Here is a 25,319-nt window from a genome sequence, read left to right as displayed (position 1 = left end):
TATGCGGAGCAAGGAACGTGTCGATCGAATTGTCATTATTGGCGGGGGGATCAGCGGTCTGAGCTCCGCTTTTTATGTGCTCCGCCAAGCCGAAGCGCAGGGCAGACAGGTAGAGGTTTCCCTGGTTGAGGCACAAGAGCGGCTCGGCGGACTGATTCACACGCTGCGCAAGGATGATTACGTCATCGAGCAGGGACCGGATTCATTCCTTGCTCGCAAGCTTGCGGCTATAGAGCTGACCAAAGAGCTGGGGCTGGAAGATGAACTCACCAATCAAAATGCTAAGCAGAGCTTCATTATTCATGAAGGCCGTCAGCATCCGATGCCCAAGGGTTTGGTGTTAGGTATTCCAACCGATATTGAGGCTTTTATGGAGAGCGAACTGGTCAGCGAGGATGGCAAGCGCCGGGCGCTTCAGGATCTGGAGCTGCCTGCCCGGCCTCCCGAAGGATCTGGAGGGGACGATGAATCCATCGGTGGATTTCTTGAACGACGCTTGGGCACAGAGGTGATGGAGCGAATTGCTGAACCGCTGTTGGCTGGCATCTATGCTGCAGAGCTGCGACAGCTCAGTCTCCAGGCGACCTTTCCGCAATTCCGGCAAGTGGAGCTGAACCACGGCAGCCTGATTCGCGGCATGCAAGCAAGCAGACAGGCAGCACCTGCCACCGAGGACAAGAAGCCTTCACCAGCAGTGCAAACCAGTGTTTTCCTTTCTTACAAACGTGGACTTAGCACATTAGTGGAAGGGTTGGAGGCGGAACTCCAGGGGATTGACCTTCGCCTGGGAGCCGCTGCTGTGTCGATAGCAGACCGATCGCCATCGGTCGATCACGAGGTACCACGGTATGCCGTTCAACTAGCAGATGGCAGGTGCGTGGAGGCTGATGCCGTAATCTTGACACTGCCAGCCTATCATAGCGCTAACTTGCTGGAGCCGCTCGTCCCGACGCCGGAGCTGCGGGAGATGCGGTATGTGTCGGTTGCCAATATTGTGTTGGCTTTTGATGCAGCAGAATTCGGCCGCGAGCTGGACGGTTCAGGATTCGTGGTGCCGCGTGGCGAAGGTTACACCATCACAGCCTGTACATGGACTTCGGCCAAATGGAGTCATACCGCCCCAGAGGGCAAGGTGCTGATCCGCTGCTATGTCGGTCATGCTGGTGAAGAAACCATTGTAGAAGCAACTGATGCGGAGATCACATCGCGTGTACGTGCCGATCTGCAAACCTTGATGGGGATCGAAGCGGAGCCTGATTTCGTTGAAATTACCAGACTGCGTCGGTCGATGCCACAATATCCTGTCGGACATGTAAACCGGATTGCGGCCCTACGGGAGCGCTTGGCGGACCGGTTGCCAGGCGTTTGGGTAACAGGGATGGCTTTTGACGGTGTCGGTATTCCAGACTGTATCCGCCAGGGCAAGGAAGCAGCTGCAGAGGTGCTGGCAGTTCTGAATGAAGCGCGAGTTTAACGCTTGAGCTAAAATACCCAGATGAAGAAGACCGGAGAGGTCTTCTTTTTTTAATCTAGAATTTCTGTGCAAGCCTGCTATAATAAGCGTTGATAGATGCCAGCGAACTGCCAGGCACAACCAGGGTCAACCAGGGTCAACCCTTAAAGGAGTTTATCATTTATGCCACTTACCCGCTCGGAAGAACATCAACGACGCCTTCAGCAAAAGCGCAAACGCATGCGGCGGCTCCTCATACTTAATAGTGTACTGCTCGGTCTTGTGCTGCTGCTCTCCTCCTATATTTGGTTCAATCGGGAGGCCCTGCGGCCGGCCCCACACGATCCCCCGATAGCTGGTGAGGCTAACAACGAGCAGAGCCCGTCAGACCTGGAGCCCTCCGTGCCGGAAGCGCAGAACAACAACGAAGGCTTGCTCGTGCCGGAGGAAATCGTGCCAGAAGACGAGCCGGGCACTCCTGAGGAATCAGCCGAGCCCGATCCCCCTGTTGCTGCAGAGGATGACGAGGTACTGTTGTCCTTTGTCGGTGACATCCTGCTGGCAGGATCAGTGGAAAAGCTGATGCGTCAGCACGGCTGGGACTATCCTTATGTTCATGCGCTATCTTACCTGACGGATGCCGACTTGACTGCCGGCAATCTGGAGAACCCAATCACGCGCAGAGGCACTCCGGCTGAGGATAAGCAATATGTATTCCAGGGCGCCCCTGAATCCTTGCCATCGCTGAGAGAAGCAGGGTTTGATGTGGTGGGCTTGGCGAATAATCACACGCTCGATATGGGTGTGGTCGGACTCATGGACACGATGGAGCATTTGGATGAGGTAAGGATTCCCCATGTTGGCGGAGGGGCCAATGATACGGAAGCGTTCACGCCTGTCATTCTGGAGTCCAGAGGCATCAAGGTGGCGTACTTGAGCTTGAGCCGCGTCGTCCCCGTCACCGATTGGAAAGCAGATCGGAACCGTGCCGGGGTGGCAGAAACGTATGATCCGACACGGGCCTTGGCAGCTATTAAGTCTGCTACTGATCAGGCGGATCTGGTGATGGTGATGGTTCACTGGGGCAAGGAGCGGGTTGACTATCCATTGGATTACCAGCGGGAAATGGCAAGACAATATATCGATGCGGGTGCCGACCTGGTCATTGGCTCACACCCTCATGTGCTGCAGGGATTTGAACAATACAATGGCAAATGGATCGCTTACAGCCTGGGCAATTTTATATTTAATATGACTGCTACACCAGCAACTGCCGATACTGGCGTGCTGGATGCTCGTTGCACCCGCAGCGGAGACTGCAAGCTGAAGCTTCATCCGATGCGGCAATTCCAATCCCAACCGACACCACTAACAGGGGATGATGCGCTTCAACTGCTGCAGCGGATCTCGGCACTCAGCTATAACGCCGAAATTGACGGAGCGGGCAATATTACAGCCAAATAATAAGAATAAAGAAAGGCGGGGAGAAGGATGGATAACGGGTGTGTCGCCCACCGCGGTGCTTCCGGAGAAGCTCCCGAGAACACGATGAGCGCATTCCGGCAGGCCATGTCGTATGACTTTGTTCAATGGATTGAACTGGACGTCCAACTATCCAGGGATGGCGTACCTGTCGTCATTCATGATGACAAATTAAAACGAACAGCTGCCAGCAAAGGCTATGTGGGAGAGCGAACAGCTGCGGAGCTGCAGAAGCTTGAGGCCGGTCGCTGGTTCGGTCGGTCCTTTGCGGGCGAGCGTATTCCGCGATTGGAAGAGGTGCTTGAAGCTACAGTTGGACGGTGCAGGCTAAACGTAGAGCTAAAAACGTATGGCGGCCGTTATCCCGGGATGGAAGAGAAGGTCGTGGAACTGTTGTATAAATGGCACTTGGCGCATGATACGGTCATCACCTCGTTCGATGCTTCATCACTGAGAACCGTACGCAGTCTCAGCTCCGACATTCAGACGGGACTGATTATCGATGCTGCGCCGACGAGTCTGCTGGACGAACTGGAGCAGTTGGAATGCAGCTTTCTGTCCATTGGTTATCGGCATCTCTCGCGAGCCAGGATGACCGCATTTAAGGAAGCAGACATTCAAGTCATGGCCTGGACCGTCAACGATCCGGCTGCAATGCGCAAGCTGGCTGCCATTGATCCGGCCATTATGATCTGTACGAATTACCCGGACCGGTGGGAGAAGGTTTTCTGGCCGTCAGCAGCTGCGAAGCGTTAAGTCCCGTCAGCTGCTTCGTAAGGCATAGTCTATTTCATATCCCGGTATTGCTCGCGAACAGCGAGGAGGGCGGGGAGTTGTTGCATGAAGACATCAATAATTAGCGGATCAAAGTGACGGCCGCGTTCTTCCTGCAACAAAGCAAGAATTCGATCCAGCTCCCAGGCAGGCTTGTAGACCCGCTCGCTGCCGAGTGCGTCGAACACATCGGCTACTGCCGTGATGCGGGCGAATAAGTCGATTGCCTCCCCCTGAATCCCTCTAGGATAACCCGAGCCATCCCACCGCTCATGATGCTCATGGGCAATGCGAGCCGCGTGCCTCAGGAGTCGTCGGTTGGATTTGTTGAGCAACCGATAACCAATCACGGTGTGCTCCTTCATCAGCTCGAACTCCTGTGCTGTCAGTTTCCCTGGTTTATGTAGTACGCTATCGGGAATAGCGACTTTACCGATGTCATGCATCGGTGAAGCCATTTTGAGCAGCTCAGCCTGCTCAGAGTCCAGACCCATGCCAAGCGCCAGCAAGTAGGAATACTCGGCGACCCGCTTCACATGATTGCCGGTTTCTTTGGATCGGCTCTCTCCGATTTGGCCCATGGTGAGGAGGATTTCTTTTTGGGTCGCGACGATTTCTTCGTGCAGCATGACAGATTCCAATGATTTGCCGGCATAGGACGCGGCTAGTGTCAGGAATTCAAGGTCGCGCTGTGTGAACACATGGCCGGGGGACTGTTTGTTAACAGCCTGATAGGCGCCCAGGATATGACCGTCATTGCCGACGAACGGCACGGTGATAACGGTCCGGGTCAAGTAATTGGTTTTATGGTCATTGTTGGCGTTGTGCCGATAATCGGCAGAGGCGTCCTCAATTAACAGAGGCTCACCATGCTGGATGGAATACCCGACAAACCCTGATCCGATCGGGATCCGGATTTCCTCGGTACCATGAGCAACAGTTGTGTACACTTCTTGGTGTTTGTGGTCAATCAGCCAGACTGCGCACCGGTCGGCAAGAATCATTTGCTGGCCCATATCTGCCATTAAACTCAGCACGCGCTGAAGGCTTTGCTCGTCGGCTATTTTAGCGGTATAGTCAAAGATGATTCGCAGGATCTGCCCTGGCGGAAGCTCATGAAGAGCATTGGCCGAACGTTGTGTAGGGGAAGCCGACTCGTGCAGAGGTAACACTCCTTCATCCCAGTTTAATGACAATAAATGAGAATAGATCAAGCAATACCGCATAATTCGACGTCTTCATGTCGAATCCTGCAACATGTTAAAACAAATGAGGAGCGATGGGCAATGCAATGGTGGCTGACTGTCACGGAGTCTTGGTGGGTACGTCTGCTGTTGGGAATGTTGGGAAGCGTGCTCATCGCCGGGGCCGCCTACCGCCGCCAATCCTTGTCGGGATCAGGTGCCCTGTCTGCCGCTGTCATGGGCAGTGCTTTCGTTACGCTCGGCGGACCAGTCTGGTTCGGATGCCTGATTATGTTCTTCGTGACCTCATCCGCGTGGTCGAGTTGGAAGCGCAGGCACCGGGCCAAGCAACAAGCGGAAGCAAGCTATGCCAAGGGAAGCCGGCGCGATGCAGGTCAGGTATGGGCGAATGGCGGACTGGGGCTCGCGCTCTGTCTTGCTCATGCGATCTGGCCGGATCCGTTATGGCTGTTTGCATTTGTCGGGGTGATGGCTTCTGCCAATGCGGATACGTGGGCAACGGAGATTGGAGCGCTCAGCCGCTCGGCTCCTCGGGCACTAATCGGGTGGCATCGTGTGGAGCCTGGCACCAGCGGCGGTGTAACGTTTCTGGGGAGCAGCGCAGCCTTTGCTGGAGCGGGACTCATTGGCTTGACGGGAGCTGTGTTGGCGGTCGTAGCACCGCTTGCGCAGCAGGTTTCGGCACCGCCTTTCACCCTGCAATTGGGGGTTGTGCTGGCTGTAATAGGAGCCATCGCAGGTCTGGTTGGCGCATTCGTGGATTCATGGCTGGGAGCAGTATGCCAGGTTATGTATCGCTGCAGGAGCTGTGGAAAAGAGACCGAACGAGCCCAACATTGTGATGTTCCCGCCGAGCAGATCAGGGGCTGGCGTTGGATGACCAATGATGTCGTCAATTTACTTGCAGCAGCAGTGGCAGGCCTATTGGCTGTGTTGCTGGCATTTTTGTGGATATGAGATAGAGTAGAGCCAGTCTGATGGGGAATCAGGCTGGTTTTTTGGTTCGCAGAAACTGCGGACGATATACCCTTGACAAAGATTATACAATGCCTCTATACTGACAGTGACTTACCAGTCAGTCATATAGATTATACATACAAACCAGGAGGAAAAACCATGTCATTTTTGACCCGATTCAGTTTGAAAAATGCGGCAGCTGTCCTGATCATCGCTGTTTTGCTAATCGCAGGCGGGGTATACAGTTTCCTGACGCTGAAATCTGATTTGCTGCCCGACATTGAATTTCCTCAATTAACGGTTACGGCTGTGTACCCTGGAGCGTCGGCGGAGGATGTCGATCAGAAGGTAACCTCGGTAATGGAAGAGCAGCTTAATGGGGTTGAAGGGCTGAACAGTCTGACCAGCCAATCGCTGGAGAGTGTTGCCCGGCTTCAACTATCTTTTCCGATCGGTACGGATATGGACGATGTTACACAAAAAGTTGCGGACCTGGTCGCCAGGGCGGACCTGCCCCAGGAAGTACAAACGCCGACTGTAAACCGTTTTTCCTTCAGTTCGGTGCCGGTAGTCAATCTCGCCTTGTTCACTAAAGAAGGTGAGAATGCCGAGCAATGGGTGCGAGAGGTGCTGCAGCCTGAATTGGAGCAGCTGAGCGGCGTGAATTCGGCTGCATTGTCTGCTGTCAGCCAGCAGTATCTCCAGATTACGGTAGACAAAGCGCAAGCGACGATGGCGGGAATAACATTGCAAGCAATTCAGGAGAATATCGATGAAGCTTTCTTCTCTTTTCCTGCCGGTTCCCTAACGGAGGAAGCGGTTGTTGTACCGATTCATATTGAGCAAAAACTGACTAGACAGAGTGAACTGGAAGCACTGACGATCCTTTCCCCGATTACAGGGAGTCCGGTCGTGCTGGGTGACATCGCTGAGATTGCACCGATGGAGACACGAGGTGAAATTGCCCGTTATAATCTGACGGAGAGTATGGCGCTCCTGATCAATAAGAAGCAAAATGCCAATACCGTTGAAGTAGCTGATAGTGTTGTCAGCGTGCTGGACAAATATCAAGATAGGATTTCCTATGTCATGATTTTCGATCAGGCCGATGCCATCAAAAGCTCGATCAGCGAGCTGGTATCCAAAGGGCTGTTCGGTGCACTGTTTGCAGCCTTGGTCGTATTGGTATTTTTGCGTAACTTCCGCGCCACGTTCATTGCTGTATTATCGATCCCGCTCTCACTGCTAATTGCAGCGATTTTCATCAAGTGGTGGGGATTGACACTTAATGTGATGAGCTTGGCTGGTATGACCGTCGCGGTTGGCCGTGTGGTGGACGACAGTATTATCGTCATTGAAAATATTTACCGCAAAATGAAGCTGAATCCGCAAGGTGACAGAACCACGCTAACCAAGGAAGGGACGCGCGAGATGATGAGTGCGATTCTTTCCTCAACCATAACTACGGTGGTCGTATTCTTGCCGCTGGGACTGGTTGGCGGCATCACGGGCGCATTCTTCCTGCCCTTCGCGCTAACGGTTGTTGTAGCTTTGGTCGCGTCCCTAATCGTCTCCATTACAATCGTACCTGTATTGGCGCGAGTCTCCTTCGTGAAGATGCATGAAGAGAACAAAGAGCCTTTTTACGTCAGTTGGTACCTTTCGATCATACGGTTCAGTCTGCGTCGCAAGGCCATTGTCATGGGATCTGCTGTGCTGCTGCTGCTCGGTTCCGGCCTGCTGTATCAATTGAGCAACGTAGGTTTTGTCTTCCTGCCCAATGAGAAGCAAAAAATTCTTTCCGCGACTGTTGAGCTGCCTCCATCTACAACGTTGGAGAAGACGAGCGAGGTCTCGATGCTGATTGAGCAGCGACTGGAGGAAGACGAAGACCGCTATGACAAGCGGTTTGTCTCGATCGGAAGCTTTGATTTTGCCACTGGATCATCACTGCCGAATCGGGCCGTCTATTATATTGAGCTCGCTGACGGCATGGATACCATAACGGAAATCAGTCGATTGGAAACGGAATTCCAGCGTATTCTGGATGAAGCCTCGCCGGCAGCCCGCTTCTCCATTCAGGAACAAGCGACCGGCGGCCCGCCGAGCAATAACAATGTCGATATCGACCTGTTCTCAGAAGATCTGGAGCAGCTGGAGCAAGCCGCGGCCCAAGTGGAAGAGCTGATGCTCGCGCGGACAGACTTGAAAAATGTGTCGAATAATATGCAAGAAAAGCAACAGCAGTGGTCTGTGCAGCTGGATAATGCTAAAATGAAAGAATATGGTCTCTCGTCCTTCATGGTGCTTGGCATGGTATCGGACCGCACCAAGCCGGTAGAAGCGGGTGATCTGGTACTCGACGGCCAATCGCGGGAGCTTCGTCTGGCTTATGACGAGCCGTTGGCGGGCAGCGAGGAGTTAGCCTCCATCATGCTGTATGGACCCGCCGGACCGGTGGCGCTGAGTGAGGTGGCGTCCATCGAACAGACAGAAGTGTATACCTCGATTCAAAAGCTGAATACGCGTGTATATGCAAGAGTAACGGCTGAAGTTGTAGGCAACGACGTCCGTGCCGTTTCAGGCGACGTGTCCGATCAGGTCCGTACGCTGGACCTCCCGGAGGGTGTATCACTGGAATCAGGTGGCGGCAGTGATGAAACGGTGCAGACCTTTATCGATATTGGAATTGCGATGCTGATTGCCGTAGGTCTCGTTTACCTGACGATGCTGATCTTCTTCGGTCAGGCACGCGTGCCATTTATCATTATGACGTCGCTGCTATTCGTGCCGATTGGCGCCTTGCTGGGCTTGGTTATCGCTGGTGAACCGCTGTCCATGAGCGCGATGATTGGTTTGCTCATGCTCATCGGCATTGTGGTGACCAACGCGATTGTGCTCGTAGACCGAATCAATCATAACCGCAATGCGGGCATGACCATCCGCGATGCACTAATCGAATCCGGCAAGACACGCCTGCGTCCGATTCTGATGACGGCGATTGCGACAATTGCCGCGTTGTTGCCGCTTGTCTTCTCGACGCCTGAGGGGGGACTGATCTCCAGAGGCCTGGCTGTTGTTGTGGTGGGCGGATTGACTACCTCGACGCTGCTGACGGTGATCTTCCTGCCGGTCGTCTATGAATTGGCCTTCCACAGACAGCACAAGCGTGAACAACGGGCTGCGGAGAGCGCGGTCCGGTAAGTATAGTAGCAAGGAGGGGTTGGATGTGAGTGCCGCACCGGGCGACAAGTGGACGATCATCCTAGATGCCGCGTACCAGTTGTTCGGCACCAAAGGGTTCTATGAAACCAAGATGTCGGAGATTGCTGATGAGGCAGGTATCGCCAAGGGAACGTTGTATCTCTATTTTTCAAGCAAAGAAGAATTGTTCACCGCAATGACGAAGCGGGATCATGACCGCTTCCTCGGCAAGCTGGAGCGAATACTGCGCCCGCAGCATAGCCTGCAGGAGCAGTTACGGGCAATCGCCACCCATCATCTGTCGTATTATTATGGCGTGAAGCGGTATCCGCGTCTGTTCTTCCAGGCACCCAACAGTGACAAGGCGCTTATGGAGATGATGCATGCCTTCCGTCGTAATTATATGGCTGCCGTAGCCGCCATGCTGGAAGCTGCCGACATCGCGGAGCCTCAGATGCACGCCGCTTCCTTTATCGGCATTCTGGAGGTGTTCAAGATGGATATCTTGACCGCTCAGACCTTTACGGAAGAGGATCTCCAGCAACGGATTGAGTTTGCCGTGCGGCTATTCCATGACGGATGCAGAGGCGCATCGGCGAAGCCAGTCTAGCAGAGGGGATAGAATAACGGCCATTAGAACGTTAATTCATGAGTGGTGAAGACAAAAAAAGCAGGTACCAATTATCGGTACCTGCTTTTCATCTAGGCATATTTTTTGTGGTTCAGATGCGACCGCGAACCGTTGGATGCCCGCTGTAACGCACCTTTGTTCCTCTATTTGCCTCGCGAACCGTTGGGACCCCGCTGTAACGCACTTTTGTTCCTCTAATTGCCTCGCGAAGCGTTGGGACCCCGCTGTAACGCACCTTTGTTCCTCTAATTGCCTCGCGAACCGTTGGGCGCCCGCTGTAACGCACCTTTGTTTCCTTATTTGCCTCACAAACCGTTGAGTGCCGGCTGTAACGCACCTTTGTTCCTCTATTTACTCACATTCGAGCCTGCTTATTATTTCCCTTGAGCTACCAGCTGCTCCATCTGCGAGATCAAATCTTCGAAGACGCTCATCGCTTGACTGATTGGCGCCGGAGAAGACATATCCACGCCAGCCTTCTTCAGAATTTCGATGGAATAGTCGCTGCTGCCGCTCTTCAGGAATCCAAGATAGCGTTCGACAGCCGGCTCACCCTCCTCAAGAATCTGCTTGGAGAAGCTTGTGGCTGCTGAGAAGCCCGTCGCGTATTTATAGACATAGAAGCTAGTGTAGAAATGAGGAATACGAGCCCACTCCATCTCGATATCCTGATCGACAACCATGTCTTCGCCATAATATTTGACGTTCAAGTCATAGTAGATTTTGCTCAGTTCTTGTGGAGTCAGCGATTCGCCTTCGGCCACCTTCTCATGGATGATCTTCTCGAATTCCGCGAACATCGTTTGACGGAAGACGGTCGTACGGAACTGGTCCGCATAGTAGGTGAGCAAATACATTTTTTCTTTCGGATCTGTCGATTTCTCCAGCAAATAATGCATTAGGAGGGCTTCGTTCAGTGTAGAAGCCACCTCAGCCAGGAAGATGGTATACTGCGCATCCCGGTAAGGCTGTTCCTGATCCGAATAATACGAGTGCAAGGCGTGGCCCATCTCATGCGTCAGCGTGAACATGCTGTTCAGGTTATCCTTGTGGTTCAGAAGAACATAAGGATGGGTGCCGAATGCGCCCCAGCTATAAGCGCCACTGCGTTTACCCTCATTCTCATACACATCAATCCACGACTTGTCATAGCCTTCCTGCAGCACCTCAAGGTAATCTTCGCCGAGCGGCTTCAGACTCTCCTTGACGAGCGCTTTGGCCTCCTCATAGGAGATATCCATCTTGAACTCTTCAACCAGCGGAGCGAAGAGATCGTACATGTGCAGCTCATCCACCTTCAAGAGCGACTTGCGAAGGTTCATATACCGATGCATCAGCGGCAGATGCTCATGAATCGTATCGATCAGGTTCGTGTACACATCCTTGGAGATGTTGTCGCCGAACAGGGACATCTCCAATACGGATGGGTACTTGCGCGCATTGGCGTAGAATGTATTTTTTGTCACGTTGGCGTTCAAGGTGGCGGCCAGCGTATTTTTCATTTTGCCGTACGTCTCATACATCTTCTCAAAAGCCTCACGGCGTACTTCACGATTCTTGCTCTCCAGGAACTGAATGTAGCGGCCATGCGTCAGCTCGACTTCTTCGCCATTCTCATCCTTCACCTTGGGGAATTTCAGATCAGCATTGTTGAGCATGCCAAAAATCGTGCTTGGCGCCTGCGATACATTGCCAACCTGGGCGAGCAGCATCTCCTCGGATTTGGAGAGGGTGTGTGCTTTTTGACGACGCATTTCCTTGAGGGTTGAGTGGAATGGCGCAAGCTCTGGATCGGCAATATACTTCTCCAGCTTCTCGTCCGGCAAGGACAGCACCTCGGGCGATATGAAGGAGGTGGCTTCTCCAGATTGCACGCTCAGCTTTTTACTTTTGTCAGAGAGCGCTTGGTATTCGGGAGCTGCCATGTCCTCATGATGACGCATGTTGGCGTAGACATAAAGACGCTCCACGTGCAGACTGATCTCATCTTCCAGTGTAAAACAGGCTTTGAGCTGTGCCGCGTCATCCAGTTTACCTTCGTACTGTGCAATTTTTTTAATCGCTGCGGTGGCGAGGGCATACTCTTTATCCCAGTCAGCCTGGCTTGCAAAAAGATCTTCCAGCTTCCAGCGGTGCTCGGGCTTGGTCTCAGACCGTTTAATAACAGCGTTCATGGGTTTCCTCCTTGGACTATGTATAATATCGCCTGCGCCGGCTGTAAGAGGGCGTTTCGCAGGCTGGTGCCATCCAGCGGGTACAATCAGGCTTAGCGACAGACAGAGCTTCAGCAGCATTGGCCATTTGCTCACGGAGTATCACTTCTCCTCCATAATGTTTGGCCTAGTATGCACTACACTAGCACTTTTGATCACGAAGCAAATCGAAGAAGTGGATTCGACATCGAATCTTGAATGCAGTCGGAACTTCCGGTGCTCACGTAGTCTCCACTACGCTCCGCTCCTCATTTCCTCCTGCCTCCAACCTTCTCGGTGCTGAAAAGTGCTTATAAACTATCCGTCGCTGCCCATCATAAAGAGACTGTAGACGATCAGGAAAAAGGCAAAGGCAATGAGGAAAATCGCCGTCAGCGCCAGTCCACGCCGCAGCCGGGCGGGAATGGATTCCCGATACAGCATGATCACGCCGCCCAGGACGAAGGCGGAAATAATAAAGATGGCGGATACAGTCGTATTCATTGAGTCCTCCAGGGCAATAAGATTAAACTTCTTTTATGGCTGCGATAATGGCATCCCGTTCTTGCTCTCGGCCCTCGTAATCCTCGGGGCGATAGCGGTTCTCCGCCCAATGAAGCAATTGCGGACGGCTCAAAAATTCATGGCAGTCCTCGCCCCATTGATCGGAGATTTCACGGACAACCAGGGTTTTACCGCGAACTTCAACAGTCAGCATATTGTAATTGTCTGTCTTGTAGATGACATGTTTTTTGAACATCGGTCGTCCACCTCCATATTTTTCTTGGTCTTGCTCCCATCATAGCGAATTCAGGCACTCCAGTGCAACCGCCAACCGATCAGTCGACGAAGCGCAGGATCTCTTCGACTTCTTTGCGTGGCAGCTTGCCAGGTACCGCCGCGGGATACCCCAACGCGATAACCATGTTGACCTGGCGGCTCGCTTCGACGCCCAGATAATCCTTGAGCTGCTGCTCTGCAAGCAAGACAGGGCCAGTCATCGGACAGGTTGCCAGTCCCAGGGCATGGGCGGCAAGCATCAGATTCTGTGAAGCCAGGCAGCTGCTCTTGATGCCTTCTTCGCGCCACACATCTTCGTGTGCCAGCTGGATGGGATCAAAGATTTTATCTCTGAATTTCGAAGTGTACGGTGTAGCCAGACAAACAATCAAAGCCGGCGCATCGGAGAATGCGGTCGCGTAAGGACCGAAGGATTTAAGCAGGAGACGGGCTTCCCGGTTCAAACCTTCGGCCTCGGCAGCAGCAGCACGCAGATTCAACTGCTCCCAGGTCATGGCCTCAATGGCTTCAATGGCTTGTCGTCCGACGACGGCGATGAATTCCCAGGTTTGGGAGTTGGTATCGCTAGGGGCATAACGCGCACAATCAATTAATTCGCGGATCAAGGCTTTGTCTACCGGCTGCTCCGTGAAGCTGCGCACACTGCGACGGTCATGGATAATTTGTTTTAACTGTTGATAGGTTTCCGTGTTGCTCATACGTCACCTGTCCTTTCATCCTTATTATAAATGAGGTTGTCCGAAAAGTCGCTTTAGGATCACTTTATCTGCTTCGGAGATGCTTGACCAGGAAACCAGCTGCGGCTAGCAGAGAGATGGTCATACCGACTTGGAAGAACAGGGTGGGTCCATGCTGCTCAATAACGAATCCACCGACTGTCCCGGCGAGCAATCCTGCAAACCCTGTCCAGACCACCGCGTAAATGGCTTGCCCGGAGGCACGATATTCATCCGGAATCAGAACCGAGAGGTAACGAAGGGCTGTCGAGAAAAAGACGCCAAACGTGATGCTGTGCATGGCTTGAATCAGAACCATCCACTCCGGCCCGGTAGCAATGCTGAGCAGCCAGAAGCGCAGTGCATACGTGAGCCCGGCAAAAGCAAGGAGCGGCAGTTCCTTGAACTTGTGGCCATACTTGCCCAGCAGGTAGAGAATCGGAATCTCACTCGCGGAGGATAACATCCACGCCGTCCCGATCATGGACTCGCTGGCACCCATCTGCCTCATAATGATCGCCAGGAAGCCCTCGTTCATACGATGGGCCACAGAGAGGACCAGGATTAACAGGAAGAAGACAACAATCTGCGGCTTGCGAATGAGTTTAAAGAAGCCGGAGAACTCAATTTTGCGCAGCGAGCCCTGATAATCCTTGAGCAGAAACGATAGAGCAAGCGTGATGGTAATCGCGCCTAGCGCAATATACATCGTCGCTCCTGATCCGCTGTCCTGTAGAAACTGGCCAATCAGCAAGGCGGCAATGGAAAAGCCGATGGAGCCGAAGATGCGGATGGACGGGTAGCTCCTGCCCGTATGAGGCTCGGACAATAAGATTAGACTGTCATTCAGTGAATTCATGGGCGTCTGGAAGAAATAAAAGCCACCGATGATGAAACAGACGAGCACAAAATGATTCACCGGGAGCAGCAGTGCAATCATAATCAACTGACCGGCGAGCAGCAGCATCATAAGCTTGCGGATGGTCCGGTATTTGTCACTGGCCAGGCCCATGATTAGATTGGCAAATATCGATACGCTTGGTCCAATGGAGTAGAGAATACCGACTTGCTGCTCGGAGAATCCCCGGTCGTAGAAGTAGAGCGGAAAATAGGATACAACCAAAGCCATGATGGTATAAAACGAAAAGCTGAACGCTCGCAGCCGCCATGCTTCCTGGGTGGCTTTCTTCGATAAAGGCTGCGGGGTGCCGGTTGGTACAGACATGATGATGAATTCACTCCCGTTTTAACGTTGATTACCTGCAATGACCGTATCCATGGGCTTGATAAAGCGAAGCGCCAGGGCAATAAAGCAGAATTCTGCCAGCATGCCAACCGATTGGGCCCATGCGCCGATGGCACCGTTCCATTCGGGTACCTGCCAGATCAGAATTAAAAGCGTCAGCAGGGTGCAAGAGAAATTAGCTGCTTGGGACCCGAGAATGAGCCGTGTCTGGCCGCGAACCATAACAAGGCCGTTCAGAGCATCGAGCCAAGGCATAACGAGCGTCAGCAGGACAAAGGCCTGTAGCGCTTGGAGGGTGGCGGCGTGCAGGTTGCCCTCCACGCCCATCACATACCCTAGAAACCAGTCACCGACTGGCGTGTACCCAAGCAATCCAATTAGCGCTGCAGGAACAAACCCCGTCATCAGCGTGAATTTTCGAACAGCCCCCGGATCAATCCGATAGAAATTCAGAACAATCTGGTGAAAATAGCTAAAGAAGCTGGTAATCAACCCGACGACACTCGCAGCCACGGCAAACGAGGCGATAGCGAGCACGGCATCGAAGGATTTGCCTAGCATGGCATTGATCGCCGGTCCGATCCAGACGGTAATCAAGGAAGAGAAGAGCAACGGTTTATAAAAGGTGAAGATTTCCCGTCGCCCCTGTTCCGGATGCTCCAGGTCGCGCTCAGGCATTTTCTTCACTAAAGAGCGGCCCTCAGCGAAGCTGACAGCTGCCTCAATCATCATGCCGATCAGGAAAATAATCGCACCGACCACACCGCTCGTAATACCGGTATGAATAAAATAGAGCGAAACCAGATACATGCCCAAGAGCCGAACCGCCATACCGATGGTCAGCCACTTGGTGCGCAGATTATAGATGATGACGCCCTGATACAAGCAACGGATGCCCGAGAACAGACTGACGAACATCAGCACTTGATAAATGTTAATGATGTCCCCGACGCGGTCGATCTCGACACCAAACAATCGGGTGAAGATGAAGGTGCCCAAGGGGGTGTAACACACGAGTAAGCCTAGAAAGATAATACTGGCAAAAACAATTTGAGCCACCTTGAGCATCGCTCGGAAGGAGCGTTGGTCACGTACCAGGGCAGAGCAGGTCTGTCGGAGCAGCACCGCCGGACGTTCCGTCATGGCAATCAAACTGAGCGCAATGGCGTAGCTCGCAATGATACGCTCCGGCTCGGCAGCACGGCTGAGCGTGCTGTTAATGATGACGTGAGAGATGGTAACCAGGGAGGCAGCCACCCCGAGCGGCAGAAAAAAAGACCATAATCGTTTCATGGTCACAGGTGCTTGCTGATGCGGATTCATAGGATGCGGCTCCTTTAATAAACGAACTGGCGTCAAACCGCATGGCTTGTTGCAAGTGGCGGCAACAGCCGGTTTGACTTGCATGGTTTCCAGTATACCATGTGAAGGCTGATCTTTCTTGTATTTTTGGTTAACCGGGCCAGAAGTACTGGATAAATGAGTGGTGAAATGGTACATTTAAATTTGGAGGTTTACAGGGATTTCTGAAGATCCGGGAGGACTTGCAGTGAGAGCTCAGCGTAATTGGCAAGCTGCGCCGGCCACGCCGGTAGGGCTGATGTTCCGGATGTACAGGCATGTGCTTCCCTTGGTGGACAAGGAGCTCATGCATTGGCAAGCTGCCGCGGCCAGGATACCGGATGAAGAGCTGCGGTCGCAGGCGCTTGCGAGCATCGAGTCCAAGCGTTTTCATTGTCAGGGGGGTGCGGTGTACGCCGCTGCCGCTCCTGCCAGCTACGATCTGCTGATCCCGTTGATTGTCGCGCTGCAGACGATCAGCGATTATCTTGATAATCTGTGCGACCGTAGTATTTCACTGGACCAAGCGGATTTCAGGCAGCTGCATCAGGCGATGCAGGATGCTACGACTCCCGGCGCAGAGCCGAAGGACTATTATGCTTTTCGGGACATCGCCGGGGACGGGGGCTATCTGGAGGAATTGGTCGCGACCTGCCAGCGCTGTCTGAAGGAACTTCCTTCCCATCCCATCATACTTGAGCCACTCGGTCGACTGGTTGGCTGGTATGTCGATTTGCAGGTGTACAAGCATATCGAGCCTGACCAGCGAGAGGACATGCTCAGGTCGTGGCGGGATCATCACCGAGATGTGAGCTCGCATCTGGAATGGTTCGAATTTTCAGCGGCGACCGGATCTACGCTCGGGATGTTCGCATTGTTCCTGGCGGCTGCCCAGCAGCAGCTGGACGAGACTGAGGCGGAAGCTGTATTTGGGGGCTATTTTCCTCATGTCAGCGGTTTACACATCCTGCTTGATTATCTAATTGACCAGGAAGAAGACCGGCGAGAGGGAGATTTGAACTTCTGCACCTATTACAGAGATAGCGCGACGCTAACCGCCAGGCTCGAGATGATGGCCGCTAGGGCGCTGCAGGATGTTCGTGCGCTGCCCGCAGCGCGCTTTCACCGGATGGTGATTGAGGGACTGCAGGCGTTATATCTGTCTGATGCCAAAGTGCGTGAACAGGAAGATGTCCGGTACATATCCAGAGTCATCATGCGGCGCAGTCCGCTAGCAAGATTGTTCTTCTGGGTGAACAGCAACTATATTCGCAGCAAACGCAAAAGTGAAGTTGGATTCACGAATTCTGAGGAGGAAAAGCAAGATGTCTAACGTAAAGAAAATTGCAGTATTGACGAGCGGCGGCGATTCGCAGGGCATGAATGCCGCAGTAAGAGCAGTAGTACGGAGTGCACTGTACCATGGAATCGAAGTGTATGGTGTCCAGCGGGGATATCAGGGACTGATCAATAATGACCTGCGCCAAATGGATCTTCGGAGCGTGGGTGATATTATCCAACGGGGCGGCACGATTCTCCAGACCGCACGCTGCAAGGAGTTTCTGACACCGGAAGGGCAACAGCGCGGAGCAGATATCCTGACCGAGCGCGGCATCGATGGTTTGGTGGTCATCGGAGGCGACGGTTCTTATCAGGGAGCCCAGAAGCTTAGCAAGCTGGGCATCAAAACGATGGGCTTGCCCGGCACGATCGACAATGACATTCCATTTACAGATTTCACGATTGGCTTTGATACTGCGGTCAGTATTGTCGTCGACGCAATTAACAAGCTGCGTGATACGATGACGTCGCATGAGCGTTCATCGATTGTTGAGGTTATGGGACGCCATTGCGGTGACATTGCTCTGTATGCGGGCCTCGCCAGCGGCGCCGAGACCATTCTGGTCCCAGAGGTCGCTTACGATCTGGATGTCGTTGCCAACCGGATGCATGAGAACTTCCAGCACGGGAAGCGGCACAGTATTATTCTGGTAGCCGAAGGAGCTGGCAAGGGTGAGGACGTCGCCCGTGAAATTACCGAGCGTAATGGCATTGAGCCGCGTGTAACCGTGCTTGGTCACATTCAACGAGGTGGTACGCCAACACATAATGACCGGATCCTGGCCAGCCAATTGGGCGATTTCGCCGTCCGCAAGCTGATCGAAGGAGACTCCGGCAAAGGATGCGGCATCGTTCGCGGTGAATATGTAGTGACGGATATCGATAAAGTTGTCGGTACGAAGAAGGCGTTCAATACAGAACTGTATGAACTTGCTTCCCGTCTGTCCCAATAATGGGCATATAAAAAAACCTATCCTTCCCCTTGTGCTAGGGGGACCAAGATAGGTTTTTTTTGTTTCAATCGTATACAACTTCCGGTGTGTAGCGGTTGCCGGCGTTCCAGAGCAAATATTCATCAATACCTGTATCTTTCAGAGCTCGAATTTGCGCTTCAACCTCTGCTTTGCCATAAGGAATGTATTGTCCTTTTCCTAGCCAACTCGCCGTAAAGTCTTGAATCCACGGGCGGATCACAGGTTTGTAATGCCCGAGCGGTTCCAGCTTCTTGTGCGTGTCCAGCATGGAACCTTTGATTGTCTCGTAGGGAGCTTTGTCCGGAACGTCCTGATTAAACCATCCGGTGCTGTAGTGGCTGGGATAGACCATCGGTGAAATGACGTCCACATGCTTGGACAGCTTGACAAAGTCTTGTCCAATGCCTTCAGCTGCAGGAACCGAGGCTGCATAACCAAAAATATCAACGGAAACCCGGATGCCAAGCGGTTCCAGCTGCTCGCGGGCATATTTGACAAAGTCAGCGACGATTTGCACCCGGCTCTCATCCGTACGGTCAAACGTCAAGGCATCGGCTCGGTTCTCAAAGCCTTCAGGAAACCGAACATAGTCAAACTGGATTTCCTTGAACCCCAGGCGCGCCGCTTCTTTTGCAATGGCGATATTATAATCCCACACTTCCTGGCGATACGGATTAACGAAACTTTCCTTGCGACCATTCTCCCAGACGGCGCCATCTGACTGTACAAACGACAGCTCGGGATGCTTGGCTGCCAGCACACTGTCCTTAAAGACGACGATTCGAGCAATGGGGTAGACTTCATGTTGTTTCAGTCTCTCCAGCAATGCTTCGATATCTGCTATAAATCGGCGGGTCTCACCGAGCTGCAGCATCTCTTCATTAGTACTAGGATAAGTTATGTAGCCGTGATCATCCTTGATATCAATCACCATACTGTTGAGAGCCGTCGTATCAATCAATTCCAGCAGCTGCTCCAGGCGTTCACCGCCAGCGCTGTGGGAGGTGACATAAATGCCTTTGACCACCGGAGCATCGGGTTGGGGATCTGTCTTGACGAAGATATCTGGATTGGGCGGTGTCTCTTGGCCGGGTTGTTCTTGCTGTGCCATACCAGGAATCGGTCCGAGGGCGTCCAGCAATGTCGGCGCATCCCCATTAGAAGGTCCGGAGAGCAAGCCGAACATAACGGCAAGCATTGAAAAAATAACTTCCATTTCTTGTCCTCTCCTTGTCCGTATAATGGTACCAGTATAGACCAGTTGAGGATAGATTGGACAGAGCAAAAGGTAGGATATTGTCGTCTCTTGCGTATTGAATAACATCTGGCAAATAAAAAGCTGCCCCTCACCTTCGCTGGGCGAAAGAAGGGGCAGCCATATCCTCACTGCAATAACACATGCTTCTGGACTTCACAAATACTGTGCTGCACGATTTCGATCGCGTCTTCCGGTTCAAGCACCGCCAGTCCGTCTCGCAGCACGATATTCAGTTGCAATTCGTTTGCTGTCAGGAATGAGTACATCTCCGGTGCAAGCTTCTCGACAATCCGCGATAGTGTTACCGTTTCATGATCCATCTTGCATCACCCTTTCTGCGAAAATTCCAAGAATTATCGTAAGAAATGAGGGACTACCAGTGGCGTGAAACAAAGCATCGAGGATTGTTTATAGTATAACAGGATCACGCCAAAAAACCTAGTCAGGATCCCTTAATTCCATGTTTGTCCCAATTCACCGACTGGAATAGTCGTCAAATGTGCGCTGAATGGGTCTGGAGATGGTTACTTGCGGAATTCGCCCATGACGCCGGCTGTTTCTACAATATTGACGAAAGCGCCAGGATCCAGCTCAGATATGAGCCGGCGCAGTTCGGGAAGCTCATAACGAGTGGTGACTGTCATTAGCATGTCCTTTTCGGCTTCGGTATAAGCTCCCCGGGTCCGGATAATGGTGACGCCTCGCGGGCGCTGCAGCAGTCTGGTCGTCATTTCCCGCGTGCGGTTGGTCACAATAAAAACCGTCACCTTGAGATGACTGATATGCAGCCAGTCTACCATCTTGCCAGCTGCAAATATCGAGAGCATGGAATACAGAGCGAGCCGCCAGTCACCGGAGAGGAAGCCTAGCGCCAGAACAACGAGGCCGTTAAGCAAGAAGATCATACTGCCTACCGGCACATCACGCTTACGGGTAATAATGGAAGCAATGATGTCAAAGCCTCCGGAGGAACCCCCCATGCGAAGCGCAATACCACTTCCTATACCAACCAGAATGCCGCCAAATATTGATCCAAGCAGCAAATCATTCACCAGTGGATCGACAGGCAGCAACTGAAGAAAGAGGGTAGCTGTAATGACGGAAACGATACTCCAGAAGATAAAAGGACGGCCCAGACGCAACCACCCCCAGATTAACAGAGGAACATTAAGGGCAAAATAGAGCCATCCGATGTTCGCGCCGGTTGCATAACCGATAATCATCGAGACGCCGGAAATACCGCCGCTAAGTAAAGCAAGCGGAATCAACAGCATATTGAAGCCGAAAGCAACCAGCAAGGAGCCAGTCATCATCGCCAAGGCAAGTCCAAGCTTGCGTATAAAACGCATGGTTTATCTGCCTCCTGTTCCATGGACACATCCTTACCTTAGCATGTGTATCCAGGTGCCGCTGGTATTCATCGACAGAAGTATGCTATAATGAACAGGATAATTTTCAAGTAAGACGCAGATAAAAAGGAGTTTGAGTACGTTTGAAAACATTTGCTGAATTCGGCTTGGAGCCAAAGGTTCTGCAAGCCATCACAGAATTGGGCTTTGAGGAATCAACCCCAATACAAGACAAAGCAATCCCTGTCGCATTGACTGGCAAGGATTTGATCGGCCAGGCACAGACCGGTACAGGTAAGACGGCTGCGTTTGCGATCCCGCTCATCAATAAGATTCCGGTCACCGAAGACCGCATCGTGGCACTCATCATGACCCCGACTCGCGAACTCGCGATTCAGGTGGCTGAAGAAATTGGTAAGCTGTCGCGGTTCAAGGGCATTCGCTCTTTGCCAATCTACGGCGGACAAGATATTGGTCGTCAGATTCGCGCCCTGAAGAAGCGCCCGCAGATTATCATCGGCACACCGGGCAGGCTGCTTGACCACATTAACCGTAAGACAATCAAGCTGGACGATGTCGAGACCGTCATTCTGGACGAAGCGGACGAAATGCTGGATATGGGCTTCATGGAAGACATTCAGTCGATTCTGAAGCTTGTTCCTGAAGAACGTCACACGATGCTCTTCTCGGCAACCATGCCTCCGAACATTCAACGTTTGGCCCAGCAGTTCCTCAAGGATCCAGAGCATGTGTCCGTTATTCCTAAGAACATTACCGCTCCTCTGATTGACCAAGCGTATATTGAAGTACATGAGCGTCAGAAGTTCGAAGGCTTAAGCCGCCTGCTGGATATGGAATCCCCGGAGCTGGCCATTATCTTCGGACGTACGAAGCGTCGTGTAGATGAGCTTAGTGAAGCGCTGCAGAAGCGCGGCTACTCCGCAGACGGTCTGCATGGTGACTTGTCGCAGAACCAGCGTGACAACGTCATGCGCAAGTTCCGCGACGGCAGCATTGACGTGCTGGTTGCTACAGACGTAGCGGCTCGCGGTCTTGACGTTTCTGGCGTATCCCACGTTATCAACTTTGACCTTCCGCAAGATCCAGAGAGCTACGTTCACCGGATCGGTCGTACGGGTCGTGCGGGTAAGGAAGGAACAGCCTGGTCGTTCGTTACGCCTCGTGAGATTGACCATCTGCATTTCATCGAGCGCGTTACCCGTCAGAAAATTTCGCGCAAAGCCTTGCCATCGCTTGCTGAAGCCATTGAAGGCAAACAGCGCGTAACGGCAGAGCGCCTGCTCGAAATTATCCAATCGGAGGACTTCAACGAGTACAAAGGCACAGCTATTCAATTGCTGGAGCGTTATGACTCAGTTCACTTGCTGGCAGCGGCACTCAAACTGCTGACAGGCGAGAAGAAGGATGTCAACATTGAGCTGACTCCGGAAGATCCGATTCGTGCTAAGAAGCGTCGTCCTGATGTACGGACGAACGGACGCCGTTTTAACGGTTTCAATGATCGTGGACGCAGTGGCGGCGGCTCCGGCTACCGTGGCGGCCAAGGCGGCGGCGGTAACCGTGGCAGCTATGGCAGCAACCGCGGCAGCTACAGTGGCAGCAGCAACCGTGGTAACAGCGGCAGCAGCAGCTACGGCAGCGGACGCGGCGGCTATGGCTCGAGAGACGAAGGCCGTGGCGGTGAAGGTCGCGGTGGTGAAGGTAGACGCCCCCGCAGCTCCTCTGACGATTATGTAAACAACTAATGACAACTACCGGGAACCGATCCATGGCCTTTGCACCCGAAGGTGCAGGGCCGTGGATCCCCGGTTTTCGTCATGCGTCGATTAGCGGTTAGTACAGAAACGTGCGGCTGATGATAACGAGCAGGATGAACAACACAAGAATTGTTCCTGTCGTCGTTCCCAAGCCACCGTATCCACCGTATCCTCTTTCGCTCATGCGGTTAACCTCCTTTTGATTGATTGGATTTGGATTACACCTTATCTTATGGTCAGTGGGTTAAAGCCGATTAGACGCCTGCCCACTTCAGCCAAAATAGGCGTATGACGAATCCGAACCCGAGGCAACCCTTGTATGAGAACGTTTACGGGAATTCGGCCGTTTGCGCGAGTAACACCAGTATAGGGGGAGTCAACATGGAAATGAGAGGCCTCATGGGGGGCTTTTACAAAATCTCCGAATGGATCATGCGGCTGTCCGTAACCAATGTTCTCTGGATTATCTGCTCCATTCCGTTTGTTTTTCTGCTCGCGACCGGACTGCTGTTCTCCAGTACAGAGGATGAACTGTTCTCTGCTCTGATTCTAGCAGCCGTCATTGCACCTTTCACCTTCTTCCCGGCCACTGCAGCGATGTTTGCAGTTGCACGGAAATGGGTTATGGGTGAGGTCGATGTTCCCCTGTTCAAGACGTATTTCCGCAGCTATAAAGAAAATTTCCTGCAGGCGATGCTGGGCGGGATTCTTTATACGATTCTGTACGTCATCATGTACGTAAACTACAGGTTCTATATGAACGAACTGACATCGTTTCAGCTGTTGTCCTTCGTTTTCATAGGCTTGATCGTCTTACTGTTCATTTCGATGTTTAACTACTTTTCCATGATGGTTCATTACCATATGAAAACGTTCCAGTTGCTCAAGAACGCGATTCTGATTACGATTGGCCGGCCTTTCCGTTCCCTTTCGACAGTCATTATGAGCGGCGCGGTCGTGTTTATCAGTTTTCAATTCACCTTTCTGATTCCGTTTTTCATGGGCAGCATCATCGCTACGGTGTCCTTCTACAACTTCTTCCTGATCTATCAGAAGCTTCAGATGCAAGCGGAGAAGGCAGCGGCGGAGGAAGAGGCTAGACGCAGCGCAGAGGAAGAAGAAGACCTGGAACTAGCGCGTATGGATGGGGCCTCGGTCAAGGACGAAATAGAAGACAGGAAGTAATGACCGTGGTCAAAAGTTTACTTTCATGATCAAAAGGACTATAATATCAATACATCCTGCGATGTGCGTTACGGCATTACCTTGTTTTGAACCAATGGCTATGAATAGGGAGACCTAGATTGAGTCGCTGCTGTCATGCCCCCGAAAAGGGACTTCAAACGCGTCTCTGCGGACACCCACCTGCGAGAGCAGGTTCAGAAACAAGCTTGTCGGACGGCATCCGCGGGGATGCCTTACATTCAATCTCTGGCATGCGTGCTGGATTAGACCTTTTCTATAAGCTCGTATAAGTTCAGCTTTCTTATACGAGCTTATATTTCAGCGCAATAGGAGTTGTATACATAGACTAGACGTTGGAGGGGGAGATGTCGTTGATGAAGCGGACACTGATCGGACTGCTTCGCAGTTTTGAACAGACGGGTGACAAAGCCAAGGATCCGTTGTTGAAATCCCATTACTACAAGCTATCCAAAGATAAAGTGTGGGAGGATGTCGTATCGACTCTCAAGAAGATGCAAGGCTACAAGGTACTTCACGAAGTACAATCCGTAGGCGAGATCGTCGTCGAGAAACGAACGGCAACCGGTAGAACAATGGATATTACGGTGTCGGTCATTAGCATCAATCCGGTTACGACGGCAGTCGATATTTATTCTGCTTCCCGGGGCTCATTCGGAGATCTCGGTTCCAACTATCGGGTCATACTTGATATTTACCGTACGCTGGACAAGAAGATGGCCGCCTACAAAACCAACAGTCCATAAATTCAATAAAGCGAGGAAGGGGCTGCCTTCTCTCGCTTTATTTTCGATTATTCGGTTGTTTAAATTCCGATTTAGATCAAAGCGCGTGCAGCTTGCAATGCTTCGTCGTAGTTCGGATGTTCCGTCATTTCCGATAGAATCTCGATGTAACGAATCGTATCGTCTGCATCGATGACGAAGATCGCGCGCATATCCAGCTTCAGCTCTTCAATCAGTACACCATAAGCGCTACCGAAGCTGTTGTCCTTGTAATCCGAGAGCAGGGTGACCTTGTCGACACCAGCAGCACCGCACCAGCGGGATTGTGCAAAAGGAAGATCGACGCTGACTGTCAGAATGACGACATTCTCGCCCAGCGAGGAAGCCTCTTCATTGAAGCGACGGGTTTGCGCGTCGCATACGCCTGTATCGATAGAAGGGACGACGCTGATTAGCTTGACTTTGCCGGCATAGTCCTTGAGCGATACGCTGTCGACCAGAGATTTGTTCAGTACGAAATCCGGTGCCGGATCGCCAACTTGCAGTTCTGGTCCGAGCAGAGTAATCGGGTTCCCCTTAAGGGTGGCTACGCCTTTACGTTGTTGAGCCATGATTATGAATTCCTCCTCCATCGTGTACAAATATTGAATTACCCCATTCATTATAATCGTTAGCCAAGACCCTTGTCC

23 protein-coding genes and 1 other RNA gene are annotated in these 25,319 nt (G+C 52.3%); 12 read left to right on the top strand and 12 right to left on the bottom strand.

The annotated features are described in order from the left end of the window. Window position 1 precedes the first annotated feature (1 nt). From hemG to F556_RS0110715, 3 genes are all read left to right on the top strand, one after another. Entirely contained in the window at window positions 2-1,474 is a 1,473-nt protein-coding gene (gene hemG, locus F556_RS0110725) for a protoporphyrinogen oxidase (RefSeq protein ID WP_020616949.1), read from the top strand. Between the two features lie 162 nt (window positions 1,475-1,636). Next, a complete protein-coding gene (locus F556_RS0110720; protein ID WP_020616948.1) occupies window positions 1,637-2,917 on the top strand; it encodes a CapA family protein in 1,281 nt (426 codons plus the stop codon). Window positions 2,918-2,944: 27 nt separating this feature from the next. Further along, window positions 2,945-3,691, top strand: coding sequence for a glycerophosphodiester phosphodiesterase (locus F556_RS0110715; RefSeq protein WP_020616947.1), 747 nt, complete (start codon window positions 2,945-2,947; stop codon window positions 3,689-3,691). A 29-nt stretch (window positions 3,692-3,720) separates the two neighbouring features. Here the strand turns inward: F556_RS0110715 and F556_RS0110710 are convergent, their stop codons facing one another. Further along, complete coding sequence (locus tag F556_RS0110710) at window positions 3,721-4,881, bottom strand: HD domain-containing phosphohydrolase (RefSeq protein ID WP_245583041.1); 1,161 nt, start codon at window positions 4,879-4,881, stop codon at window positions 3,721-3,723. 114 nt (window positions 4,882-4,995) lie between these two features. Between F556_RS0110710 and F556_RS0110705 the strand changes: the two genes are divergently transcribed. The 3 genes from F556_RS0110705 (at window position 4,996) to F556_RS0110695 (ending at window position 9,685) form a co-directional block, all read left to right on the top strand. Beyond that, window positions 4,996-5,871 carry a DUF92 domain-containing protein gene (locus F556_RS0110705; RefSeq protein WP_020616945.1) on the top strand — a complete coding sequence of 292 codons (876 nt, stop codon included), beginning with the start codon at window positions 4,996-4,998 and terminating at the stop codon, window positions 5,869-5,871. A 159-nt stretch (window positions 5,872-6,030) separates the two neighbouring features. After that, on the top strand, window positions 6,031-9,075 hold the full coding sequence (locus tag F556_RS0110700) for an efflux RND transporter permease subunit (protein ID WP_020616944.1): 3,045 nt from the start codon (window positions 6,031-6,033) through the stop codon (window positions 9,073-9,075). A gap of 25 nt (window positions 9,076-9,100) precedes the next feature. Then, window positions 9,101-9,685: a TetR/AcrR family transcriptional regulator gene (locus tag F556_RS0110695; protein WP_020616943.1), complete on the top strand. Its 585-nt coding sequence runs from the start codon at window positions 9,101-9,103 to the stop codon at window positions 9,683-9,685. Window positions 9,686-10,080: 395 nt separating this feature from the next. Here F556_RS0110695 and pepF read toward each other — a convergent pair whose 3' ends face one another. From pepF to F556_RS0110665, 6 genes are all read right to left on the bottom strand, one after another. Then, entirely contained in the window at window positions 10,081-11,880 is a 1,800-nt protein-coding gene (gene pepF / locus F556_RS0110690) for an oligoendopeptidase F (protein WP_020616942.1), read from the bottom strand. A gap of 336 nt (window positions 11,881-12,216) precedes the next feature. After that, window positions 12,217-12,402, bottom strand: coding sequence for a hypothetical protein (locus tag F556_RS0110685; protein WP_020616941.1), 186 nt, complete (start codon window positions 12,400-12,402; stop codon window positions 12,217-12,219). 22 nt (window positions 12,403-12,424) lie between these two features. Continuing rightward, window positions 12,425-12,658 (bottom strand): hypothetical protein, encoded by a 234-nt coding sequence (locus F556_RS0110680; protein ID WP_020616940.1) that lies wholly within the window; start codon window positions 12,656-12,658, stop codon window positions 12,425-12,427. Window positions 12,659-12,737: 79 nt separating this feature from the next. After that, complete coding sequence (locus F556_RS0110675; protein ID WP_020616939.1) at window positions 12,738-13,397, bottom strand: nitroreductase family protein; 660 nt, start codon at window positions 13,395-13,397, stop codon at window positions 12,738-12,740. Between the two features lie 64 nt (window positions 13,398-13,461). After that, window positions 13,462-14,640 carry an MFS transporter gene (locus F556_RS0110670; RefSeq protein WP_020616938.1) on the bottom strand — a complete coding sequence of 393 codons (1,179 nt, stop codon included), beginning with the start codon at window positions 14,638-14,640 and terminating at the stop codon, window positions 13,462-13,464. A 21-nt stretch (window positions 14,641-14,661) separates the two neighbouring features. Next, window positions 14,662-15,984, bottom strand: a complete 1,323-nt coding sequence (locus F556_RS0110665) for a hypothetical protein (protein WP_020616937.1) — start codon at window positions 15,982-15,984, stop codon at window positions 14,662-14,664. A gap of 226 nt (window positions 15,985-16,210) precedes the next feature. Here F556_RS0110665 and F556_RS0110660 point away from each other — a divergent pair, with 226 nt between their 5' ends. Both F556_RS0110660 and pfkA read left to right on the top strand, forming a co-directional pair. After that, window positions 16,211-17,335: a tetraprenyl-beta-curcumene synthase family protein gene (locus F556_RS0110660; protein WP_020616936.1), complete on the top strand. Its 1,125-nt coding sequence runs from the start codon at window positions 16,211-16,213 to the stop codon at window positions 17,333-17,335. Next, window positions 17,328-18,296, top strand: coding sequence for a 6-phosphofructokinase (gene pfkA, locus F556_RS0110655; RefSeq protein WP_020616935.1), 969 nt, complete (start codon window positions 17,328-17,330; stop codon window positions 18,294-18,296). Before F556_RS0110660 ends, pfkA begins: the two co-directional genes overlap by 8 nt. 64 nt (window positions 18,297-18,360) lie before the next feature. Here the strand turns inward: pfkA and F556_RS0110650 are convergent, their stop codons facing one another. The 3 genes from F556_RS0110650 to F556_RS0110640 all read right to left on the bottom strand — a co-directional run bounded on the left by F556_RS0110650 (window position 18,361) and on the right by F556_RS0110640 (window position 20,924). Beyond that, window positions 18,361-19,533 (bottom strand): putative glycoside hydrolase, encoded by a 1,173-nt coding sequence (locus F556_RS0110650; RefSeq protein WP_020616934.1) that lies wholly within the window; start codon window positions 19,531-19,533, stop codon window positions 18,361-18,363. Between the two features lie 167 nt (window positions 19,534-19,700). After that, window positions 19,701-19,895 (bottom strand): hypothetical protein, encoded by a 195-nt coding sequence (locus F556_RS0110645; protein ID WP_020616933.1) that lies wholly within the window; start codon window positions 19,893-19,895, stop codon window positions 19,701-19,703. A 204-nt stretch (window positions 19,896-20,099) separates the two neighbouring features. Then, window positions 20,100-20,924, bottom strand: a complete 825-nt coding sequence (locus F556_RS0110640) for a YitT family protein (protein ID WP_020616932.1) — start codon at window positions 20,922-20,924, stop codon at window positions 20,100-20,102. A 143-nt stretch (window positions 20,925-21,067) separates the two neighbouring features. Here F556_RS0110640 and cshA point away from each other — a divergent pair, with 143 nt between their 5' ends. Further along, on the top strand, window positions 21,068-22,690 hold the full coding sequence (gene cshA / locus F556_RS0110635; protein ID WP_020616931.1) for a degradosome RNA helicase CshA: 1,623 nt from the start codon (window positions 21,068-21,070) through the stop codon (window positions 22,688-22,690). An 88-nt stretch (window positions 22,691-22,778) separates the two neighbouring features. Here the strand turns inward: cshA and F556_RS38545 are convergent, their stop codons facing one another. After that, window positions 22,779-22,886 (bottom strand): hypothetical protein, encoded by a 108-nt coding sequence (locus F556_RS38545; protein WP_020616930.1) that lies wholly within the window; start codon window positions 22,884-22,886, stop codon window positions 22,779-22,781. Window positions 22,887-23,083: 197 nt separating this feature from the next. On the opposite strand from F556_RS38545, the gene F556_RS0110625 reads away from it, so the two are divergent. From F556_RS0110625 to F556_RS0110620, 3 genes are all read left to right on the top strand, one after another. Then, window positions 23,084-23,887 carry a YesL family protein gene (locus F556_RS0110625; protein ID WP_020616929.1) on the top strand — a complete coding sequence of 268 codons (804 nt, stop codon included), beginning with the start codon at window positions 23,084-23,086 and terminating at the stop codon, window positions 23,885-23,887. A 50-nt stretch (window positions 23,888-23,937) separates the two neighbouring features. Next, a non-coding RNA gene (gene ssrS / locus F556_RS36875) (6S RNA) lies at window positions 23,938-24,120 on the top strand. 132 nt (window positions 24,121-24,252) lie between these two features. Continuing rightward, complete coding sequence (locus F556_RS0110620) at window positions 24,253-24,651, top strand: DUF1499 domain-containing protein (protein WP_020616928.1); 399 nt, start codon at window positions 24,253-24,255, stop codon at window positions 24,649-24,651. Between the two features lie 71 nt (window positions 24,652-24,722). On the opposite strand, the gene tpx is transcribed toward F556_RS0110620, so the two are convergent. Continuing rightward, window positions 24,723-25,241 carry a thiol peroxidase gene (gene tpx / locus F556_RS0110615; protein ID WP_020616927.1) on the bottom strand — a complete coding sequence of 173 codons (519 nt, stop codon included), beginning with the start codon at window positions 25,239-25,241 and terminating at the stop codon, window positions 24,723-24,725. Between the last annotated feature and the right edge of the window lie 78 nt (window positions 25,242-25,319).

Origin of the sequence: Paenibacillus daejeonensis DSM 15491, from assembly GCF_000378385.1 — a bacterium.
GTDB classification, from domain to species: domain Bacteria; phylum Bacillota; class Bacilli; order Paenibacillales; family Paenibacillaceae; genus Paenibacillus_D; species Paenibacillus_D daejeonensis.
The sequence above is the reverse complement of the archived record's forward strand: the minus strand, read 5'-3'. Positions and strand labels throughout refer to the sequence as shown.

Excerpts from the sequence above, each read along its gene's own strand:
- hemG (WP_020616949.1), top strand. The coding sequence starts at position 2 with ATGCGGAGCAAGGAACGTGTCGATCGAATTGTCATTATTGGCGGGGGG.
- F556_RS0110720 (WP_020616948.1), top strand. The coding sequence starts at position 1,637 with ATGCCACTTACCCGCTCGGAAGAACATCAACGACGCCTTCAGCAAAAG.
- F556_RS0110715 (WP_020616947.1), top strand. The coding sequence starts at position 2,945 with ATGGATAACGGGTGTGTCGCCCACCGCGGTGCTTCCGGAGAAGCTCCC.
- F556_RS0110705 (WP_020616945.1), top strand. The coding sequence starts at position 4,996 with ATGCAATGGTGGCTGACTGTCACGGAGTCTTGGTGGGTACGTCTGCTG.
- F556_RS0110700 (WP_020616944.1), top strand. The coding sequence starts at position 6,031 with ATGTCATTTTTGACCCGATTCAGTTTGAAAAATGCGGCAGCTGTCCTG.
- pepF (WP_020616942.1), bottom strand. The coding sequence starts at position 11,880 with ATGAACGCTGTTATTAAACGGTCTGAGACCAAGCCCGAGCACCGCTGG.
- F556_RS0110685 (WP_020616941.1), bottom strand. The coding sequence starts at position 12,402 with ATGAATACGACTGTATCCGCCATCTTTATTATTTCCGCCTTCGTCCTG.
- F556_RS0110680 (WP_020616940.1), bottom strand. The coding sequence starts at position 12,658 with ATGTTCAAAAAACATGTCATCTACAAGACAGACAATTACAATATGCTG.
- F556_RS0110675 (WP_020616939.1), bottom strand. The coding sequence starts at position 13,397 with ATGAGCAACACGGAAACCTATCAACAGTTAAAACAAATTATCCATGAC.
- F556_RS0110670 (WP_020616938.1), bottom strand. The coding sequence starts at position 14,640 with ATGTCTGTACCAACCGGCACCCCGCAGCCTTTATCGAAGAAAGCCACC.
- F556_RS0110665 (WP_020616937.1), bottom strand. The coding sequence starts at position 15,984 with ATGAATCCGCATCAGCAAGCACCTGTGACCATGAAACGATTATGGTCT.
- pfkA (WP_020616935.1), top strand. The coding sequence starts at position 17,328 with ATGTCTAACGTAAAGAAAATTGCAGTATTGACGAGCGGCGGCGATTCG.
- F556_RS0110650 (WP_020616934.1), bottom strand. The coding sequence starts at position 19,533 with ATGGAAGTTATTTTTTCAATGCTTGCCGTTATGTTCGGCTTGCTCTCC.
- F556_RS0110645 (WP_020616933.1), bottom strand. The coding sequence starts at position 19,895 with ATGGATCATGAAACGGTAACACTATCGCGGATTGTCGAGAAGCTTGCA.
- F556_RS0110640 (WP_020616932.1), bottom strand. The coding sequence starts at position 20,924 with ATGCGTTTTATACGCAAGCTTGGACTTGCCTTGGCGATGATGACTGGC.
- F556_RS38545 (WP_020616930.1), bottom strand. The coding sequence starts at position 22,886 with ATGAGCGAAAGAGGATACGGTGGATACGGTGGCTTGGGAACGACGACA.
- F556_RS0110625 (WP_020616929.1), top strand. The coding sequence starts at position 23,084 with ATGGAAATGAGAGGCCTCATGGGGGGCTTTTACAAAATCTCCGAATGG.
- F556_RS0110620 (WP_020616928.1), top strand. The coding sequence starts at position 24,253 with ATGTCGTTGATGAAGCGGACACTGATCGGACTGCTTCGCAGTTTTGAA.
- tpx (WP_020616927.1), bottom strand. The coding sequence starts at position 25,241 with ATGGCTCAACAACGTAAAGGCGTAGCCACCCTTAAGGGGAACCCGATT.